At 62.0% G+C, this 16,089-nt stretch carries 15 protein-coding genes; 4 read left to right on the top strand and 11 right to left on the bottom strand.

Annotation, left to right across the window (positions count from 1 at the left end; all coding sequences use genetic code 11):
* Positions 1-49: 49 nt before the first annotated feature.
* From ACJRW5_RS01790 to ACJRW5_RS01780, 3 genes are all read left to right on the top strand, one after another.
* Complete coding sequence (locus ACJRW5_RS01790; RefSeq protein WP_484568821.1) at positions 50-1,024, top strand: lysylphosphatidylglycerol synthase transmembrane domain-containing protein; 975 nt, start codon at positions 50-52, stop codon at positions 1,022-1,024.
* A gap of 139 nt (positions 1,025-1,163) precedes the next feature.
* The gene (locus tag ACJRW5_RS01785) at positions 1,164-2,429 is read left to right on the top strand and encodes an Hsp70 family protein (protein WP_484568820.1); all 1,266 of its coding nucleotides are present in this window, start codon (positions 1,164-1,166) and stop codon (positions 2,427-2,429) included.
* Positions 2,430-2,601: 172 nt separating this feature from the next.
* On the top strand, positions 2,602-3,126 hold the full coding sequence (locus ACJRW5_RS01780; RefSeq protein WP_484568819.1) for a hypothetical protein: 525 nt from the start codon (positions 2,602-2,604) through the stop codon (positions 3,124-3,126).
* A gap of 70 nt (positions 3,127-3,196) precedes the next feature.
* Here the strand turns inward: ACJRW5_RS01780 and ACJRW5_RS01775 are convergent, their stop codons facing one another.
* From ACJRW5_RS01775 to ACJRW5_RS01740, 8 genes are all read right to left on the bottom strand, one after another.
* Entirely contained in the window at positions 3,197-4,522 is a 1,326-nt protein-coding gene (locus ACJRW5_RS01775; RefSeq protein WP_484568818.1) for a TRAP transporter large permease, read from the bottom strand.
* A gap of 157 nt (positions 4,523-4,679) precedes the next feature.
* Positions 4,680-5,198, bottom strand: coding sequence for a TRAP transporter small permease subunit (locus ACJRW5_RS01770; protein WP_484568817.1), 519 nt, complete (start codon positions 5,196-5,198; stop codon positions 4,680-4,682).
* Entirely contained in the window at positions 5,198-6,208 is a 1,011-nt protein-coding gene (gene dctP, locus ACJRW5_RS01765) for a TRAP transporter substrate-binding protein DctP (protein ID WP_484568816.1), read from the bottom strand. Before dctP (ACJRW5_RS01765) ends, ACJRW5_RS01770 begins: the two co-directional genes overlap by 1 nt.
* A gap of 198 nt (positions 6,209-6,406) precedes the next feature.
* The gene (locus ACJRW5_RS01760; protein WP_484568815.1) at positions 6,407-7,576 is read right to left on the bottom strand and encodes an iron-containing alcohol dehydrogenase; all 1,170 of its coding nucleotides are present in this window, start codon (positions 7,574-7,576) and stop codon (positions 6,407-6,409) included.
* Positions 7,577-7,584: 8 nt separating this feature from the next.
* Entirely contained in the window at positions 7,585-8,973 is a 1,389-nt protein-coding gene (locus ACJRW5_RS01755) for an aldehyde dehydrogenase family protein (protein ID WP_484568814.1), read from the bottom strand.
* Between the two features lie 96 nt (positions 8,974-9,069).
* Positions 9,070-10,443, bottom strand: coding sequence for a glutamine synthetase family protein (locus tag ACJRW5_RS01750; protein ID WP_484568813.1), 1,374 nt, complete (start codon positions 10,441-10,443; stop codon positions 9,070-9,072).
* A 220-nt stretch (positions 10,444-10,663) separates the two neighbouring features.
* The gene (locus ACJRW5_RS01745) at positions 10,664-11,440 is read right to left on the bottom strand and encodes an SDR family oxidoreductase (RefSeq protein ID WP_484568812.1); all 777 of its coding nucleotides are present in this window, start codon (positions 11,438-11,440) and stop codon (positions 10,664-10,666) included.
* Positions 11,437-11,769 carry a nuclear transport factor 2 family protein gene (locus tag ACJRW5_RS01740; RefSeq protein WP_484568811.1) on the bottom strand — a complete coding sequence of 111 codons (333 nt, stop codon included), beginning with the start codon at positions 11,767-11,769 and terminating at the stop codon, positions 11,437-11,439. Before ACJRW5_RS01740 ends, ACJRW5_RS01745 begins: the two co-directional genes overlap by 4 nt.
* A gap of 112 nt (positions 11,770-11,881) precedes the next feature.
* On the opposite strand from ACJRW5_RS01740, the gene ACJRW5_RS01735 reads away from it, so the two are divergent.
* Entirely contained in the window at positions 11,882-12,799 is a 918-nt protein-coding gene (locus ACJRW5_RS01735; protein WP_484568810.1) for a LysR substrate-binding domain-containing protein, read from the top strand.
* A gap of 69 nt (positions 12,800-12,868) precedes the next feature.
* Here the strand turns inward: ACJRW5_RS01735 and dctP (ACJRW5_RS01730) are convergent, their stop codons facing one another.
* The 3 genes from dctP (ACJRW5_RS01730) to ACJRW5_RS01720 form a co-directional block, all read right to left on the bottom strand.
* On the bottom strand, positions 12,869-13,903 hold the full coding sequence (gene dctP, locus ACJRW5_RS01730; RefSeq protein WP_484568809.1) for a TRAP transporter substrate-binding protein DctP: 1,035 nt from the start codon (positions 13,901-13,903) through the stop codon (positions 12,869-12,871).
* Between the two features lie 127 nt (positions 13,904-14,030).
* Positions 14,031-15,356 carry a TRAP transporter large permease gene (locus ACJRW5_RS01725; RefSeq protein ID WP_484568808.1) on the bottom strand — a complete coding sequence of 442 codons (1,326 nt, stop codon included), beginning with the start codon at positions 15,354-15,356 and terminating at the stop codon, positions 14,031-14,033.
* The gene (locus ACJRW5_RS01720; RefSeq protein ID WP_484568807.1) at positions 15,356-15,862 is read right to left on the bottom strand and encodes a TRAP transporter small permease subunit; all 507 of its coding nucleotides are present in this window, start codon (positions 15,860-15,862) and stop codon (positions 15,356-15,358) included. Before ACJRW5_RS01720 ends, ACJRW5_RS01725 begins: the two co-directional genes overlap by 1 nt.
* Positions 15,863-16,089 lie beyond the last annotated feature (227 nt).

Here is a 16,089-nt window from a genome sequence, read left to right as displayed (position 1 = left end):
GCAGAGGACTGCGGCCCTTGAACCCAGGCCAAGTGAACGAGGAATAGCGGTGTCCGTCGCAGAAGCCAAACCCAAGCTGAAACGCAGCGATCTGATCTGGACCCTGATTGGGCTCAGCGCCGTGGTGTTGTCCGGTTTTCTGCTTTACCGCGAACTGCGCAATATCTCTCTCGAAGAAATAAAAGGCAGTCTCGAAGCGATTTCCCTCATGAACTGGGCGCTGGCCGCCATCGCCACGCTCGGGGCGTATTGGGCTCTGGCCTGGTACGACCGCATCGCCGTGGCTCATCTGGGCAAGCAGATTCCCTGGCGCTTCATCACCCTGTGCTCCTTCACCACCTACGCACTGGCCCACAATATCGGCGCCTCGGTTTTCTCCGGCGCGGTGGTGCGCTACCGCGCCTATCGCAGCAAGGGCCTTACACCGCAGGAAATCGGTGTGCTCATCGTGTTCTGCTCCTTCACCTTCGTCCTTGGCACCCTGTTCGCCAGTGGCTGCGTACTGATCGCTCAGCCTGACCTGGTCCATCGGATCACCAAGGTCACGCCCCTGCTGTCGGTGATCGTCGGCAGTGCCCTGCTGTGCCTGGTTGCGCTTTACGTGCTGGGCTCCTGGCGTCAGTTCAAACCCTGGACGCTGGGCAAACTGCACGTCGAATACCCGCGCCTGCCTATCGTCTGCCGGCAATTGCTGGCAGGCCCGCTGGAACTGCTGTGCGCGGCGGCGATCATCTACTTCGCCCTGCCCGCCGACAACCATCCTGGCTATCTGGTGGTGCTCGGCGTTTTCCTCGCCTCGTTCTCCCTCGCACTGCTCTCGCATGCGCCCGGGGGGCTCGGTGTGTTGGAGGTCACCTTCCTTGCCGCTTTGCCAGAAATACCTGCAGCGGACGTGCTTGCGGCACTGATCGTGTTCCGCTGCCTGTACCTGCTGCTGCCTTTCGGCCTGTCGCTGCTGGTGGTACTGGGTTTCGAATGGAGTCAATGGAAGCAGAGGCGACACAACGCCAACCTTCCTTCCTGACGAGTGACTCGCAGCCATCGCGCTGCTGACATAGAATGCGCGGCCGTTTTCGTGGCTCGCCTGCCTTGGTGACCACGCTCCGGGTCGTCGCCATGCGACGTCGTCACTCTTCCCGGTAATCTTTCTGGCTACGCGTAACATGTCCTTTTCCACTCCCGCCCGCGCCTGCGGCATCGACTTCGGCACCTCCAACTCCACCGTCGGCTGGCTGCGGCCCGGCCACGACAACCTGCTGGCGCTGGAGGACGGCAAGATCACCCTGCCCTCGGTGATCTTCTTCAACACCGAAGAACGCCGCCCGGTCTACGGCCGCCTGGCCCTGCACGAGTACCTGGAAGGCTACGAAGGGCGCCTGATGCGCTCGCTGAAGAGCCTGCTCGGCTCCAAGCTGCTGAAAAGCGAAACCACCGTGCTGGGCAGCGCGCTGCCGTTCAAGGACCTGCTCGGGTTCTTTATCGGCGAGCTGAAAAAGCGCGCCGAAGCCCATGCCGAACGCAGCTTCGAGGAAGTGGTGCTGGGCCGCCCGGTGTTCTTCGTCGATGACGACCCGGCCGCCGACCAGGAAGCGCAGAACACCCTGGTGGCCGTGGCGCACAAGCTCGGTTTCAAGGACGTGTCGTTCCAGTTCGAGCCGATTGCCGCGGCCTTCGACTACGAGTCGACGCTGCAGCGCGAGGAGCTGGTGCTGATCGTCGACATCGGCGGCGGTACCTCGGACTTTTCCCTGGTGCGCCTGGCGCCGGAGCGCCATCACCTGGCCGAACGCCAGCAGGACATCCTCGCCACCGGCGGCGTGCACATCGGCGGTACCGACTTCGACAAGCAGCTGTCGCTGTCCGGGGTGATGCCGCTGTTCGGCTACGGCAGCCGGATGAAGAGCGACGCCTTCATGCCCACCAGCTACCACCTCAACCTGGCCACCTGGCACACCATCAACGCGCTGTACGCGCAGAAGACCCAGCTGGCCCTGCAGAACATGCGCTACGACATCGTCGACGCCACCGGCATCGACCGCCTGTTCAGCCTCATCGAACAGCGCGCCGGGCACTGGCTGGCGATGCAGGTGGAAGACAGCAAGATCGCCCTCAGCGAGCAGGACGCAAGGCCGATCGACCTGGCGCGGATCGAGCCGGGGCTGATTGCCGAACTGACCCGCGGGCTGTTCGAGGAGTCCATCGAACAGCTGCTGACGCGCATCCGCGCCAGCCTCGAGCAGCTGCTCAGCGACGCCGGCGTGCGCGCCGATCAGGTCGACACGCTGTTCTTCACCGGCGGCTCCAGCGGCGTGCCGGCGCTGCGCCAGAGCGTGGCGGCGATGCTGCCCAACGCCCGCAGCGTCGAGGGCAATACCTTCGGCAGCATTGGTAGTGGCCTGGCCATCGAGGCCAAGAAGCGCTACGGCTAGTTAGCGGCTGCGCGTCGGCCCTGCTGCGTTGAAAACAGGCTCGGAATGCTCATGTACAAAAGTACACTCCGCTTCCTCGCCTGTTTTCGCCTTGCATGGCTCTAGCTCGCAAGCTCACTTCATCACTCTAAGTTATGCTTGCCGCCCCACCGAATAACCGAGGAATGCCCCGATGAAAGCCCAGCTGGAAGAACTGATCGCCAAGATAAGCTCCGGCTGCCTGGCCGAGGACGAGATCGCCCGTATCGCCGACGAGGCCGCGCAGGCCTATGCCGATCCGGCGGCCTTCCTCGCCGCCAATCCGGACATCAACTACGACGACGACTTCCCCATCCCGCTGGGTGAATGGGTTGTGATCGGCAGCCTGCCGGACACCGTGCTGTTCCAGGCCGACAGCTATGAAGAGCTGTTCCAGCGCATCACCGAATCCTTCGGCCCGCAGGTGCAGTTCGTGCTCAAGGCCAAGCAACTGGCCAAGACCGAGCCGCTGAAGGCGCTCAACCGCATCCAGGTGCAACTCTCGGCGCTGTCGCCGGAAACCGGCGGCTACACGCTGCTGGACCTGAGCGAGCCACTGGACGACGAGCTCCAGGCAGTACTGGTGTACACCAGCGACCTGCCACGCGTGATGGAGCTGGCAGTGGAAGTGGGCATCTACGCGGCACCAGCGCTGCAAGCGGCGCAAAACGACGCTTGACGACAATCCGCCGCACAAAAACGAAAGGGGCCCGAAGGCCCCTTTTGCTTTGCTGACAAGCACAGCCGACTCACGGCCCGTACAGCGTTTCCGGCAGCCAGAGCGCAATCTGCGGGAAGGCCAACAGCAGGCCGAGGCCAATGATCTGCAGCACGATGAACGGAATGGCCGCCTTGTACAGGTCGTAGATGGTGATCTCAGGTGGCGCCACCGAGCGCATGTAGAACAGGTTGTAACCAAACGGCGGCGTCAGGTAGGCCGACTGCATGCTGACGATGAACAGCACTGCGAACCAGATGGTGTCGAAGCCCAGGGACTCGACGATCGGCACGAACAACGGCACCGTGATGAAGACGATGGCGAAGTCGTCGAGGAACATGCCCAGCACGAAGTAGCAGGCCAGCATCATGATGATGACCCACATCGGCGACAGGTCGGCATCCTGAATGATGTCCTGCAGCAGGAAGCCCGCGTCGAGGCCGATGTACACCTTGCTGAAGAAGATCGCCGCAATGGTAATCCAGATCAGCATACCCATCAGGCGGGTGGTGCTGATCAACACATCCTTGAGCATCGACCAGCTCAGCGTGCGATAGATCGCAGCGCAGACGATGGCACCGAAGGCGCCGATGGCGGACGCTTCCGAGGGTGCGGTGATACCGGAAATGATGCAGTAGAGCACCGTCGAGATCAGCGCCCCCGGCAGGATCAGTGCCTTGAGCGACTTGAGTTTGTCCAGCGCCCCGATCCGCTGCTCCTGCGGAACGGGCGGTGCCAGCGCAGGATTGATACGGCTGCGGATCAGGATGTAGAGAATATAGATGCCAGCCAGCATCAGCCCCGGCATCAAACCGGCGGCGAACAACTTGCCAACCGACTCCCGCGCCAGGAAGGCATACAGGATCATCAATACGCTGGGCGGGATCAGAAAGCCCAATGCACCACCGGCCATGATGGTGCCGGTCACCAGTCGTTTGTCATAACCGCGCTTGAGCATGGCGGGCAACGCGATCACGCCGAGGCTGACGGTCGCAGCGCCGGACACACCGGCCATCGCGGCGATCAATGCGCAGATGATGACGGTACCGATGCCCAGCCCACCGGGGATCTGGCCCATCAGCTTGTTCATCATCTCGAACAGATCGTCGGTGATACCTGATCTCTCCAGCATCAACCCCATGAAGATGAACAAGGGCAATGCCACCAAGAGGAAGTTGTCCATCGCATCGAACGAACTGATGGCCAACAGCTCGAGGCCACCGGTGCCCCAGAGGAAGTAGGCGAACACCACGCCTACGCTGAGTAGTGACCAAGCCAGCGGCGCCCCGAGCATCAACATGATGAACATGGCGCCGAACATGCCGGCGGTCACGAGTAACGGATCAAGTTCTGTCACCTTGAATTCCTTTGTAAACCTTGCGTTATCAGGCGTCAGTGCGCCCTTTGGTTAGGCCATTTGCGAATGGGTCGACGCACGCCTGCAGGTGCGGCGACGCGGACCGGAGCATCGGCAGCCGGCAGGGACACGGCCCTTGCTGATCCGGTATTGGCCTTCAGGCTTTCTCGGCTGTCAGGTTGAAAGCCACGCGCAGGTCCCGAATCCAGTGCGCGATGCTCTGCAGCAGCACCAGGCCTACGCCCAGCGGCAACATGGTCTTGAACGGGTAGATCGGCACGCCCCAGGTACTCTTCGATGACACCTCCTGGTTCTGCCAGGAATCCAGCGCGAATTGGCAGGCGATGTAGAAGAACACGCTGAAGATCACCAGCATGATGCCACCGGTGATGACATCCAGAACCGCACGGGTACGTATTGTCAGCAGGTGATAGATCACCTCGCTGCGTACATGCGCCTGATGCCGGTGGGTATAGGCGCCAGCGAGGATGCAGAAGGTGCCGTAGAGCATGGTGGTGCTTTCGTGCGCCCAGGAGGTCGGGCTGAGGAAAAAATAACGAGCTGCGATTTCGTACAGGAGGACGCCGATCATGGCAAGGCACATCCAGCAGATGGCCTTGCCAGTGAATTCGGATATCCCGTCGATTGCATCGAGCAAGCGAGATATCCCCGTCATCAGGCTCTCCCGGTAGCCTTGGCGGCTTCCTTGAGAATGTCGATGGCTTTCTTGTTACGTTCGGACTTGGCCGCTTCCTCTTCCCAGATGACCTCTGCGGCCTTGCGCAGACGGGCAGAATCTTCCGGCGGCAGCGCGCTCATCTCGAAATGGCCGGTGGTGGACGCATCGATCGAACCGCTGACCATCCAGGTGTGCATCTTGCTGGCGTGGTTGGCGAAGCCCAGCTCGATGCATTTGCGCTGCTCGTCGGTCAGTCCTTTCCACTTGTCCATGTTGACCAGAATCTGGTCGGTATAGCCCGGGCTGACCATGTTCAACGCCGTGTAGTACTTGGCCGCTTCGTAGAGTTTCATCGACAGGTACTCGTTGGTACCGGCGTAGATGACACCGTCGATGGTGCCGGTGCTCAGGCCGACATAGAGCTCGGAGCCAGGCAGGAACACGGTCGGGATGTCGAACTGCTGAAGGATCTTCGCCACGCTCGGGGTCGCGCGAATCTTCATTTTCTTCAGGTCATCCAGGCTGTTCACCGGCTGCTTGGTCAACAGGTCGAAAGGACCGCCCATGATTGGGCCCAGGTAGTGAACGTTGTGCTCGGCGTAGGCTTCGCGGATCAGACCGATCAGGCCCTTGGTCTCCATGACGTACATGGCTTCGTCGTAATTGGTCCAGGCGCCCGGCAGGCCGGCCTCGATCGAAGCGATATCCAGCTGGCCCGGCCAGTAACCGGCGTAACCCTGGCACATGTCGATGGTGCCCTTGCCGACAGCCTGGAACATTTCAGCATCCGGTACCAGCGAGCTGCCGGTGTAACGACGGATGCGCAGCTCGTCGTTGGAGGCGACTTTCACGTCGTTGACGAAAGCGTTGAAAACGTCGTTGGCCTCTTTGCCCCAGTAGGTCTGCATGCGCAGATTGACGGCGGCATTGGCGAAGGTTGCGCCCATTGCCAGAGGGGCGGCGGCGAGTCCGGTTGCGGCGGTCTTGATCAGATCACGTCTTTTCATGTTTGAGATGCTCCATTCCGTGTTATCGGTTATCAGTCTTATCGTTTTTATTCGAAACCTGAGGCTGATACTTTGGCCTTCTATCTCCAGCGTAGCGGCAGACAAGCGACCTTCGCTTACCTATTTGCGACGAAAGCTGCCCTGGCCGGGCTTCTGCGCCAGCGTGACGCAGGGTGCTTGCAGCGCTTCGCCTGTGACCTATAACACCCCACGCAGCGCCTTGTCGAACAACGCGCCGTACTGCTTGGCCGTATAGGTGATGGGGTTGGTGCCGGCTGACGGGTCCACTTCGGCCATCTGGCCGACCTGCTCGAGACGCCCATCGTCGATACCGATTTCGCCCAGGCTGTGGGCAATACCCACTTCGCTACGCAGCGCCAGCACCCACTCCAGCACCGCCTCGAAGCCGCTGCCAGGCAGCGCCAGGTAACGCGCCATCTTCTCCATCTGCGCTTCGATGGCACCGCGATTGGCCACCAACACATAAGGCATCAGCACTGCATTGAGCAGGCCATGATGAGCGTCGTACAACGCACCCAGCGGATGGGCCAGTGCATGCATGGCGCCGAGGCCGCGCTGAAAGGCGGTGGCGCCCATGCTCGAGGCCACCAGCATCTGCAAGCGCGCCTCGACATCCGTACCTTGGCTTACCGCTCGCGGCAGGTACTGCTGGACCAGACGCATGCCTTCCAGGGCAATCCCCTCGGCCATGGGATGGAACAGCGGCGAGCAGAAGGCTTCCAGGCTATGCGACAAGGCATCCATGCCGGTTGCGGCGGTGATCTTCGCCGGCAGGCCGACGGTCAATTCCGGGTCGAGAATCACCAATGCCGGCAACATCCGCGCATGAAAGATGATGCGCTTGATATGTGCAGCATCATCGGTGATCACCGAAGCTCGCCCAACTTCCGAGCCGGTGCCGGCGGTGGTCGGCACCGCCACCACCGGTGCCATGCCGGCGACATTGACCCGACTGGCGTTGTCGCCGACATCCTCGAAATCCCACAGCGGCCGCTCCTGGCCGACCATCATGGCAATGGCCTTGCCGGCATCCAGTGCCGAACCGCCGCCGAAGGCGATCACCCCGTCATACCCCCCGGCCTTGAACGCAGCCACGCCGTCCATCACGTTGGCGCCGGTAGGATTGCCCTTGATCGCCGAGAACAGTCCCGCCTTGAGCCCCGCGTCACGACACTGGCGCAAGGCTGCATCGATCATCGGCAGCGCCGCCAGACCAGGGTCGGTGCACAGCAGCGGTGCGCGCATACCGAGTTGGCGACAGGCCTCGGCCAACTCACTGATGCGGCCGACGCCTACGCGCATCGAGGTGGGGTAGTTCCAGTTCATGCGGTACTGATCGAGAGTCATCTTGCACCTCACAGCTGCGTCTTGAAGTGGAAGGATTTCGGCCGGGTCAGCTGCTCGTAACCGATCCGCGACAAGGTGCAACCTCGCCCGGAATGCTTCACACCGGTCCAGGCCAGGCCAGGGTCGAGGTAGTCGCAGCGGTTGAGAAACACCGTGCCGGCCTCCACCCGGTCAGCCAGGGCCAGGGCCGTTTCGACATCACGACTGAAGATCGCCGCGGTCAGACCGAATTCGCTGTCGTTCATCAGCGCTAGCGCTTCTTCGTCGCTGGCGACCTTCTGAATGCCCACCACCGGCCCGAAGGTTTCCTCGGTCATCACGCGCATTTCGTGGTCGACATGGGTCAGCACCTGCGGCGCCAGGTAGGGCGTGCCAGGCGCATCCAGGGGAAACTCGGCCGGATCGATATGCGCCCTGGCGCCCTGCGCGATGGCTTCGGCGATCTGGCCACGGACGAAATCGGCAGCGTCGGCCCGTACCAATGGCCCCAGAGTGGTCTCCTGATCATCCGGGCGGCCCAGCTTATACTGACGCACCAGTGCCACGGCGCGCTCGACGAACTCATCGAACAACGATTCGTGCACATAGATGCGCTCGATACCACAGCAGGACTGCCCGGAGTTGAAGAAAGCGCCGTCGATGGCGGTCTCCACCGCATGCTGCAGGTCGGCGTCGGCCCTGACGTAAGCCGGATCCTTGCCGCCCAGCTCCAACCCGACGCTGATGAAACGCCCGGCGGCCGCACGCTCGACCATGGCACCGCCCGGCACCGAACCGGTGAAGGCGACGTGGTCGATACTCGGCGAACGAATCAGTGCTTCGGTATCGCCGTGGCTCAGATGCAGGTACTGGAACACCCCTTCGGGCAAGCCCGCCTCGACGAAGGCTTCGACCATGCGCTCGGCGCACAGCGGCGTCTGCGCCGAGTGCTTGAGCAGCACCACGTTGCCGGCCAGCAGCGCCGGCATCACCGCGTTCACCGCGGTCAGGTAGGGGTAGTTCCAGGGCGCGATGACCAACGCCAGGCCCAGCGGTTCGCGACGGATGAAACGGGTGAAGCCGGCCTTGTCCGGCAGGCGGATATCGGCCAGCGAGCCCTCGGCGATATCCGCCATATGGCTGGCGCGCTCGACGAAACCACGAATTTCGCCAGCCGCGTAGCGGATCGGCCGGCCCATCATCCAGCACAGCTCCTCGGCCAGTTGCGCCTCACGTGCGGCGAAGGCATCGATGGCGCGCCGGCCGATGGCGATGCGCTCGCGCAGCGGCGTCTGCTTCCAGGCCTGCTGCGCCAGCTCGGCCTGGGCCAGGGCGACCAGCACCTCGGGATTGGAGGCCAGATGACGCTCGACGTAGACCGAGCCATCGATGGGGGAAATGCATTGCAGCTTGCTCATAAGGTGCTCCACGAATCTTGCCTGCGTAGCCCGGATGCAATCCGGGAACACTCGACGAATACCGCCCCGGATTACATCCGGGGTACGGACGTGAAATCAGATGATTTCGAAGTAGCGATCCAGCTCCCAATCGCTGACATGGCGCCGGTACTCGCGCTCTTCCCATTCGCGGCTGGCGGCAAAGTGCTCGACAAAGGCATCACCGAACAGCTCGCGCGCCGCCTGTGAACCTTTCAAGCGCTGGGCGGCGTCCCACAGCGTGCGCGGCAAAGCCAACGCCTCGGGGTGCTTGACCGCGTAGGCGTTGCCGCTGACCGGTTCGGTTGGCTCCCACTCCTGCATGACGCCATACAGCCCTGAGCCGATGGCCACCGAAAGGGCCAGGAACGGGTTGCCGTCAGCGGCGCCCAGGCGATATTCCTGGCGCTGCGACTTGTCGCTACCAGGTATCACCCGCAGCGCTGCGGTGCGGTTCTCCACGCCCCAAGTGGCATCGGTGGGAGCCCAGAAACCGGGGATCAGGCGCCGGTAGCTGTTCAGCGTTGGCGCCACCATGCACAGGAACTCCGGCATCAGGCGCTGCTGCCCGGCGAGGAAATGCCGCTGCAACTTGCTCATGTTGTGCGCCTGATCCGGATCGTAGAACGCCGACTTGTCCGTCCTGCGGTCACGCAGCGAAACGTGAATATGCCCGCTCTGCCCCGGATACTTGCCCGACCACTTGGCCATGAAGGTGGCCATCAGCCCGTTGCGCTGGGCCAGTACCTTCATGAAGGTTTTGAACAGCGCGCCCTTGTCCGCCGCCGCCTCGGCGCGGTCATAGGCGATGGCCGCCTCCAGTACGCCGGGACCGGTCTCGGTATGCAGGCCCTCGATGGGAAAATCCATCGCCTCGCCCATCTCGAGGATCTGGTGATACAGCTCGGCATGCACCGAGTTACGGATCATCGAATAGCCGAACCAGTCCGGCGTGAACGGCTTGAGATCACGAAAGCCCTTGGCCCGTGCCGACTCCGGCGTCTCGTCGAACATGAAGAACTCGTATTCCAGCGCCGCATAGGGCTCGAAGCCCAAGGCGTGGCAGCGTTCGATCACCCGTCGTAACGTGCCGCGCGGGCACACGGCCTCGGCCTGCTGATCGAATTCGGCGAGAAACAGCAACATGCCGTCCTCGAAGGGGATCTCGCGACAGGTATGCGGCAGGATGCGCACCGGCGCATCCGGATAGCCGCTGTGCCAGCCGGTGTACTGGGTGTTGTCGTAGAGCTGATCCTTGACGTCCCAGCCGAGCACCACATCGCAAAAGGCGAAACCGTGCTCGAGGGCGGAGAAAAACTTGCTGCGGCTCATGTACTTGCCGCGCATCACCCCGTCGTTATCGAACAGACCGACCTTCACATGACTCAGGCCGCGCTCCTCGACGATGCGCCGGGCATCGCCCAGGGTCTTTACATCCCGTGGTTTGAACATGCTAACCCCTGTATCTCTTGTTTTTATCGTGGGCGGGTTAAGCGAACGGCTGGGCCTCCATGACCGGCCAGGCAAGGCCGACGACGCACGAGCGCAGCACGACGCTTGGTAAAGCGTCCGTTTCAGGCCAATAGAGTGTGGTACAGGATTGCCGGGATGGCAGGTACAGAGCGGAAAATTAGCAGCTACGGAGCCAGGCGGTGACTGCGCACCGCCCGCACTAGGTGGTCGGGACCGTGCCACCGTCGATGAGAAACTCGCTACCGGTGATGGATGCCGCACGAGGTGATGCGAGGAAGGCGATGAGCTCGGCGACCTCCGACGGCTTCGCCGGGCGGCCGAGCGGAATACCTCCCAGCGCCTCCATGATGAGGCGCTTACCGCCTTCGTAGTCGGTACCCGCCTCCTCCGCCAGCCGTTCGGCCAACGCGATCGACGCCTCGGTTTCGATCCACCCCGGGGCCACCCTCACGACCCGCACGCCTTGTGCCGAGACCTCTTTCGATAAACATTTGCTGTAAGTCGAAAGTGCAGCTTTAGCTGAAGCATAAGCGGTGGTCGCCTCGGGCAACGGCAAGCGGCTCTGGATGGATGTCACATGAATGATCACGCCCTGAGCACGTCGCAGCATGTCCGGAAGCAACGCCCGATCCAGGCGAATGGCCGGAAACAGATTCAGATCGAGCTCCCGCTGCCAATGGGCGTCGTCCAGTGCCGCAAAACCTCCAGCGGGAGCAGATGAGCCGCCCAGGACATGCACGATCACGTCTACAGCTCCCAGCCGTTGCCGGGTCGCCTCCACCAGCGCCTCGCAGCCTTCAGGGGTGCAAAGGTCGGCCTGAACGAACATGTCCGGCGGCAAGGCATCATCGGCCTGACGCGCCGACGTCAGCACGCGTGCCCCCTCGGCACGGAACAAGCGAACCACCTCGCGCCCGACGCCCTTGGTTCCACCGGTAACCAGGACCCGCTTACCGACAAGCTCCAGGTTCATCATGGCGCGATCTCCAGCGTGCTGATCCGTCCGTCACGAAGCCCGAATACATGCTTGAGCGTCAGCGGACTGCCAGGAAAGTCGCCGCGCACCAGCGCCGTGACCTGCAGTTTGCCGTTGGCATCGGTCACCTCTAGCGGCTCCACACGGTAAGTGAACGCCTGCCGAGCGGCCAACTGCCAGGATTCGATGGCCTCGATTCCGCGATGCATTCTGTTTTCATCCAACACTCGGGCATCTGCACAGAAACATGTCGCGATACGGGAGATGTCGTCGCCGTTGCTGATCTCGAAATAGCCCTTAACGGCACTGGGCAATTGCAGGTTCATCATTTCATGTCCTCTCACTGGGGTCAGGCTTGAGGACTATGATCTTGCCCCGCAGTGGATAATTTGCTCAATTGGAACAAACTTGATGACCAATCCCTGAAATCAGGATAATTCGATGCGCGATTCACGCCTCTCCCTGCATGAGCTGGAGGCGGTCCTGGCCGTGGCCCGCCGCGCCTCGTTTCGTCAGGCAGCCATAGACTTGGATGTGTCCACCACGGCACTGAGCAATACCATCGCCAAGCTGGAGGCAAATCTGCAGACACGTCTGTTCAATCGCACCACACGCAGCGTGTCGCTGACGGAATCGGGCAGGCGCTATCTGGAGCAGGTGGAGCCAGCCTTGCAGACCCTACGCAGCGCACTTGAAATGGTTCGCGCACACAACGCCGAGCCAGCTGGAGTCATCAGAATCAACGCGTTCGCCAGCGCGGCGCGTACGGCGCTTTTGCCGCTGATACTGGAGTTCGCGAACCGCCATCCGCGTGTCCATATCGACCTGGTGACAGAGGAACGCCTGGTGGACGTGGTCGCCGAGGGTTTCGATCTTGGCGTGCGCGCCGCCAACCTGATCCCGCATGACATGATCGTCATCTCCCTGGGCCAGGCCCAGCGCTATGCCGTGGTTGGCACACCGGCGTACTTCGCCGAGCACGGCGTACCGAAGAAGCCGACCGACCTCAAGCAGCATGAATGCCTGCGCATCCGGCTGCCCAATGGCGCCCTCTATCCCTGGTATTTCGAGCAGTCCGGCGAGATGGTCAGACTCGATGTCGACGGTCGATTCACCGTAGATGAGCCGGGCGTGGCCAAGGCCATCGTGCACGCGAACATGGCACTCGGACTGTTGATGGAGCAGGACGTCCAGGCGGAGCTCGACACTGGCAAGCTGCAGCGGGTACTGCAGGACTGGACGCCGCCGAGAGATGACCTGTGTCTGTACTACCCGAACAGACGCAATCCGTCTGCGGCGCTCAAGGCATTTACCGCCCTGGCTCGGGAAAATTTGCAGCGCGGCAGAGAACGGGACTGATCGGCGAAGCCTGAAAAAAGCCCGCAGGGTGAGCTGCGGGCATGCTGTCAGGGTCAGTAACGATCGAAATCAGCGATAAGGCGCTCCCGCCTTGGCCATCAGTGCGTTGTACTTCTTGAAGATATCCACCACCTTGGCGCAACGCGGGCTGGTCTTGGCGATCTCGTCCCAGAACTTCTGCGCCTCGGCTTCTACCGTGGCCCATTCCTCGGCGGGGATGGAGGTCAGCTCCAGCTTGCCGCCCTCGACGCGCAGCTGCGCCTCGCCGCCCCAGTACCAGTGCTGGCGGTAGTAGTTGGAGCTATCCATGCACAGTTTGAACAGGGTTTTCAGATGCTCCGGGACTTGCTCCCATTTTTCCGAGTTGGCGAAGTAGGAACCACACCAGGCGCCGGAGATGTTGTTGGTCAGGAAGTACTTGGTCACGTTGGCCCAACCGACGGTGTAGTCCTCGGTGATGCCGGACCAGGCGATGCCATCCAGCTCCCCGGTCTGGATCGCCACCTCGACATCTTCCCAGGGCAGGGTCACCGGAATGACGCCGAAACGCGAGAGGAACTTGCCCGCCGTGGGGAAGGTGAAAATACGCTTGCCCTTCAAGTCATCGAGTTTTCTGACAGGTTCAACGGTCGCGAAGTGGCAAGGGTCCCAGGCACCGGCGCCAAGCCAGGTCACGCCCTCGACTTCACCGTAGGCCTCGGCCCAGATCTCGTTGAGGCCGTATTGCTCGAACAGCACCGGTACATCCAGGCTGTAACGAGTGGCGAAGGGGAAGTAGCCGCCGAACACGGAGACGTCCACCGGCGCGGCAATCGAATCGTCGTCGCTCTGTACTGCGTCGATGGTGCCGCGCTGCATGGCGCGAAACAGTTCGCCGGTCGGCACCAATTGGTCAGCGAAGTACAACTGGATCTCCATCTGACCGTTGGCCGCCTTGTTGAAGGCGTCGATCGACGGTTTGATCACGTGCTCGGCCAGTGCCGCACCGGCATAGGTTTGCAGGCGCCAGGTAATCTTCGCCGGCTCGGCGGCGTAGATATGCGCCGAACCGAGTGCTGCGGTGCCGACAGCGGCAGTCTTGAGGAAATCGCGTCTCGAACTCATGCTGTTCTCTCCTTGGTGTCGATGCAGATGCAATACAACCGCTCTATGCCGCAGGGAGCCCCGCGGCCTTACCAGTGGCCGGGCAAGCCGGCTCGACTGCTGACGCGCAGGACGCGCCGATTTCCGCTTAGCCGCCGTAATGCAGTTGCGGCAACCACAGCGCCAGCTGCGGGAAGACCATGACCAGTGTCAGCGCCAGCGCCATGATGATGACGAAGGGTATGACCGAGACGTAGATATCGCGCAGGGTCACTTCGGGCGGCGCCATCGCCCGCATGAGGAACAGGTTGTAGCCGAACGGCGGGGTCATGTAGGCGATCTGGCAGGTGATGGTATAGAGCACGCCATACCAGATCAGATCGAAACCCAGGGCGCCCACTAGCGGTACGTAAAGCGGCGCGACGATGACCAGCATGGCGGTGTCGTCGAGAAACATGCCCATCAGGATGAACGAGACCTGCATCAGGATGAGAATCTGCCAGGGTCCCAGGTGCAGGCTGTCGACGAAGAAGCGCTCGATGGCCTTGACCGCGCCGAGGCCGTCGAACACCGCGCCAAAGCACAGGGCGGCGAGAATGATCCACATGAACATGCAACTGATGGCAAGCGTCTTGCGCAGGGTCTCTTCCATCACCTTGCCGGTCAGCCGCCGCTTGAACAGTGCCGCCAGGGTCGCTGCCGCGGCACCGACCGCCGAGCTTTCCACCAGGCTGGTGTAGCCCATGAGGAACAGTCCGGTCATCGACAGGAAGATGAAGATCGGCACCAGGCCGGCACTGAGCAGGCGCAGCTTTTCCTGCATGCTGATCTGCTCACGCTCGGCCGCCGCCAATGGCGGGCCGAGACGAGGCTGCAAGCGACAGCGCACGGCGATATAGAGCATGAACATGGCGGCCATCATCAGGCCGGGAATAGCCCCGGCCAGCCACAGCTGGCCCACCGGCTGGCGCGCGATCATGCCGTAGAGCACCAGCACCACGCTGGGCGGGATGAGAATGCCGAGGGAGCTGCCGGCCTGGATCACACCGGTGATCATGATCTTGTCGTAGCCACGCCGCAGCAGCTCGGGCAGGGCAATGCTGGCACCGATGGCCATCCCTGCGACGCTCAGGCCGTTCATCGCCGAGATCGCCACCATCAGGAAGATGGTGCCGATGGCGAGGCCGCCCGGCAGCGGTCCCATCCAGACGTGGAACATCTTGTAGAGGTCTTCGGCGATCCCCGATTCGGAGAGCATGTAGCCCATGAACACGAACATCGGCAGGGTCAGCAGCGGATACCACTTCATCAGCTTCATCGCCGCGCTGAACGCCATTTCCGAGCCGCCGTCCCCCCACATCAGCAACGCAGCGGCGGCCGCAACGAAACCGATGGCGCCGAATACGCGCTTGCCGGTCAGCAACAGCAACATCATCGAGGAGAACATCAACAGCGCGATCAGCTCGTAGCTCATCAGAGTGTCTCCCCACGGGCGGCGTACAGATCCTTGAAGAAGGTCGCAATCGCCTGCATCAGCATGAGGAAGATACCGAAGCACATGATGATCTTGATCGGCGCCATGTAGGGCGACCAGGCCGAGTAGCTGGTCTCCTTGTATTCGATGGCGTAGTCGGTGGAGGAGATACCGCCGACCAGCAGCATCACCAGGTAGAAAATCAGCAGGGTGATGGTGACGACATCGACGATGGCGCGCGTGCGCGGCGACCAGTGGCCGTAGGCCAGGTCCATGCGTACGTGGGCATCAAGCTGCATGGAATAGGCGCCGCCCAGCAGGAAGTAGGCGACCATCAGGAACTGGGCACTTTCCAGAGTCCAGATCGAGGGAGTGAAGAAGGTCTTGCTGATGGAGGAGTACAACAACACCGCCAGCATGGCGAAGATGAGGTACATGGCGAAACGCCCAACCCGCCGGTTGAATGCGTCCACGACCCGGACGAAAGCTCTGATGCCGTTGCGCATGCAGTTTCCTGCTTTTTTGTTTGTTATCCCGTCAGCCTAGACGAAGATTCGCCAAAGCCAACCGCCCCGCCGAGCCATAGCAGGAAACGCGCCAGCCCTGATCGGGCGACACCTACTCGAATAGAATCAAAGACTTGGAAAATGATGGAGTCACGCTTCCGATCCAGAGAAAGGCCAAGAGCACCGCGACGGTGCGCGACGGGTCATCTCTCCGGGCACGCGCCGCT

The sequence above is a fragment of the Pseudomonas pichavaramensis genome (genome assembly GCF_050473265.1).
Lineage (GTDB): Bacteria > Pseudomonadota > Gammaproteobacteria > Pseudomonadales > Pseudomonadaceae > Aquipseudomonas.
This window is presented reverse-complemented; position numbering and strand designations above follow the sequence as displayed.

What these genes read in the sequence shown, in the direction of transcription:
- ACJRW5_RS01785 (WP_484568820.1), top strand. Translation starts at nt 1,164, where the DNA reads ATGTCCTTTTCCACTCCCGCCCGCGCCTGCGGCATCGACTTCGGCACC.
- ACJRW5_RS01780 (WP_484568819.1), top strand. Translation starts at nt 2,602, where the DNA reads ATGAAAGCCCAGCTGGAAGAACTGATCGCCAAGATAAGCTCCGGCTGC.
- ACJRW5_RS01770 (WP_484568817.1), bottom strand. Translation starts at nt 5,198, where the DNA reads ATGACGGGGATATCTCGCTTGCTCGATGCAATCGACGGGATATCCGAA.
- dctP (WP_484568816.1), bottom strand. Translation starts at nt 6,208, where the DNA reads ATGAAAAGACGTGATCTGATCAAGACCGCCGCAACCGGACTCGCCGCC.
- ACJRW5_RS01760 (WP_484568815.1), bottom strand. Translation starts at nt 7,576, where the DNA reads ATGACTCTCGATCAGTACCGCATGAACTGGAACTACCCCACCTCGATG.
- ACJRW5_RS01755 (WP_484568814.1), bottom strand. Translation starts at nt 8,973, where the DNA reads ATGAGCAAGCTGCAATGCATTTCCCCCATCGATGGCTCGGTCTACGTC.
- ACJRW5_RS01750 (WP_484568813.1), bottom strand. Translation starts at nt 10,443, where the DNA reads ATGTTCAAACCACGGGATGTAAAGACCCTGGGCGATGCCCGGCGCATC.
- ACJRW5_RS01745 (WP_484568812.1), bottom strand. Translation starts at nt 11,440, where the DNA reads ATGATGAACCTGGAGCTTGTCGGTAAGCGGGTCCTGGTTACCGGTGGA.
- ACJRW5_RS01740 (WP_484568811.1), bottom strand. Translation starts at nt 11,769, where the DNA reads ATGATGAACCTGCAATTGCCCAGTGCCGTTAAGGGCTATTTCGAGATC.
- ACJRW5_RS01735 (WP_484568810.1), top strand. Translation starts at nt 11,882, where the DNA reads ATGCGCGATTCACGCCTCTCCCTGCATGAGCTGGAGGCGGTCCTGGCC.
- dctP (WP_484568809.1), bottom strand. Translation starts at nt 13,903, where the DNA reads ATGAGTTCGAGACGCGATTTCCTCAAGACTGCCGCTGTCGGCACCGCA.
- ACJRW5_RS01725 (WP_484568808.1), bottom strand. Translation starts at nt 15,356, where the DNA reads ATGAGCTACGAGCTGATCGCGCTGTTGATGTTCTCCTCGATGATGTTG.
- ACJRW5_RS01720 (WP_484568807.1), bottom strand. Translation starts at nt 15,862, where the DNA reads ATGCGCAACGGCATCAGAGCTTTCGTCCGGGTCGTGGACGCATTCAAC.